Genomic DNA, 2533 nt, shown 5'->3' with positions numbered 1-2533 from the left:
GGCGCCCCGGTAGCCCCGCACCCCGCTGCGGGCCGTCCCCGGCCCGCAGCCGCCGCTAGGCGGCCAGGCCCAGTGCGGCCATGCGCTTGGTGTGCGCCTCGGTGATGCGGGAGAACATCCGGCCCACCTCGGCCAGGTCGAAGCCGTCGGCCACGCCGCCGACCAGCATCGTGGACAGCGTGTCCCGCTCGGCGACCACCCGCTGGGCCTGCGACAGCGCCTCGCCCATCAGCCGTCGCCCCCACAGCGCGAGCCGCCCGCCCACCCGGGGGTCGTCCTCGATCGCCGCGCGCACCCGCTCCACGGCGAAGCTGGAGTGGCCGGTGTCGTCGAGCACCCGCAGCACCAGCGAGCGGGTGTCGGAGTCGAGCCGCGCGGCGACCTCGCGGTAGAAGTCCGAGGCGATGGAGTCCCCGACGTAGGCCTTGATCAGGCCCTCCAGCCAGTCGGACGGCGCCGTCTGGCGGTGGAACTCGTCGAGTGAGGCGACGAACGGCTCCATGGCCTCCGTCGGGTCGACGTCGATCTGCGTCAGGCGGTCACGGATCTGGTCGAAGTGGTGGAACTCGGCCGAGGCCATCGCCGCCAACCTGCCCTTGTCGGCGAGCGTCGGGGCGAGCTTGGCGTCCTCCGCCAGCCGCTCGAACGCCGCGAGCTCCCCGTAGGCCAGCGCGCCCAGCAGGTCCACCACGGCGGCCCGGTACTGCGGTTCGGCGGACGCCGCCGCCCAGTCCAGGGCGGCGATGCCGGCCTGCGGGGACTCCGCGTTCGACGCAGTCGGGGTGTCAGGGGTGTCAGACGTCTCCATGCTGCGCACAATAGCCGTCCTCACCTGCTGCGGAACCCCTCGGTCGGCCCCCGGTGGGCGGCCGGTCGGCTGCGGGGGCGAACTCGTGCCCGGTACACCTGCGCGGTTCCGGGGTACAGTGATATGGAGACCGCCGTACGCGACGGTTTCGTTTGTGAACGTCCCTGAATGCGGATGCCCGGTCGGTGGCACGATCGGCTCCGACCAGACCGCCCTCCCCACGGTGAGGGGCCGCTCGCGCGGTATGAGCGCTTGAGCGAGAGCTAGTGGTCCTGCGTCGCGCGTCATCGCGCGTGAGCGCGGTACGACCCGCCTCGCCCCCTCGTGCCGCGTCACACAGAAGAGGCAAGCATCCTGTCCACCACCCTTACTTTCCGCGACCTCGGCATCCTGTCCGAGACCGCCGAGGCCCTCGAGGCCGTTGGCATCGTGCACCCCTTCCCGATCCAGGAGATGACGCTCCCCGTCGCGCTCTCCGGTCTGGACGTCATCGGCCAGGCCAAGACGGGCACCGGCAAGACGCTCGGATTCGGGCTGCCGCTGCTGAACGTCGTGACGGCGCCGATGGACGTCGAGGCGGGCCGGGCGAAGCCCGAGCAGCTGACCGAGGCCCCGCAGGCACTGGTCGTCGTGCCCACCCGTGAGCTGTGCCAGCAGGTGACGAACGACCTGCTGACCGCCGGTAAGGTGCGCAACGTCCGCGTGCTGCCCATCTACGGCGGCCGGGCCTACGAGCCGCAGGTCGAGGCGCTGCGCAAGGGCGTCGACATCGTCGTCGGGACGCCGGGCCGGCTGCTCGACCTGGCCGGCCAGCGCAAGCTCGACCTCTCGCACGTCCGCGCCCTCGTCTTGGACGAGGCCGACGAGATGCTCGACCTGGGCTTCCTGCCGGACGTCGAGCGGATCATCCAGTACCTGCCGGCCAAGCGCCAGACGATGCTGTTCTCCGCGACGATGCCCGGCCAGGTCATCTCGCTCGCGCGCCGCTACATGTCGCAGCCCACGCACATCCGCGCCACCTCGCCGGACGACGAGGGCGCGACCGTCGCGAACACCAAGCAGCACGTGTTCCGGGCCCACAACATGGACAAGCCCGAGCTGGTGTCGCGCATCCTCCAGGCCGACGGCCGCGGGCTCGCGATGGTCTTCACCCGCACCAAACGCACCGCGGCCGACGTCGCCGAGCAGCTGATCCGCCGCGGTTTCGCCGCCGGCGCGGTCCACGGCGACCTGGGCCAGGGCGCCCGCGAGCAGGCGCTGCGCGCCTTCCGCAACGGCAAGGTGGACGTGCTGGTGTGCACCGACGTCGCCGCCCGCGGCATCGACGTCGAGGGTGTCACGCACGTCATCAACTACCAGACGCCCGAGGACGAGAAGACGTACCTGCACCGCATCGGCCGCACCGGCCGGGCGGGCGCCTCGGGTATCGCCATCACCCTCGTCGACTGGGACGACCTCCCGCGCTGGCAGCTGATCAACAAGGCGCTGGCACTGGGTCTGGCCGAGCCGGAGGAGACGTACTCCACCTCGCCGCACCTCTACGAGCTGCTGGGCATCCCGGCCGGTACCAAGGGTGTGCTGCCGCGCACCGACCGGACGCGGGCCGGCCTGTCCGCCGAGGTGGTCGAGGACCTCGGTGAGCCCGGTGGCCGCGGCCGCAAGCCGGCCGCCGAGGAGGCACCGGCCCGTACCCGCACACCGCGTCAGCGGCGCCGCACCCGCGGC

1 protein-coding gene and 1 pseudogene are annotated in these 2533 nt (G+C 72.2%); one reads left to right on the top strand and one right to left on the bottom strand.

Going from position 1 to position 2533, the window contains the following annotated elements; genetic code table 11:
• Positions 1-55: 55 nt before the first annotated feature.
• Positions 56-808 carry a ferritin-like fold-containing protein gene (locus ACYVE9_RS22560; protein WP_461029723.1) on the bottom strand — a complete coding sequence of 251 codons (753 nt, stop codon included), beginning with the start codon at positions 806-808 and terminating at the stop codon, positions 56-58.
• Positions 809-1101: 293 nt separating this feature from the next.
• On the opposite strand from ACYVE9_RS22560, the pseudogene ACYVE9_RS22555 reads away from it, so the two are divergent.
• Positions 1102-2533 (top strand): annotated as a pseudogene (locus ACYVE9_RS22555) (DEAD/DEAH box helicase); the annotation flags it as partial.

It is taken from the genome of Streptomyces sparsus (genome assembly GCF_054776295.1).
Note: the sequence above shows the minus strand (reverse complement) of the source record. Positions and strands in the feature narration are given on the sequence as shown.

Excerpts from the sequence above, each read along its gene's own strand:
- ACYVE9_RS22560 (WP_461029723.1), bottom strand. The coding sequence starts at position 808 with ATGGAGACGTCTGACACCCCTGACACCCCGACTGCGTCGAACGCGGAG.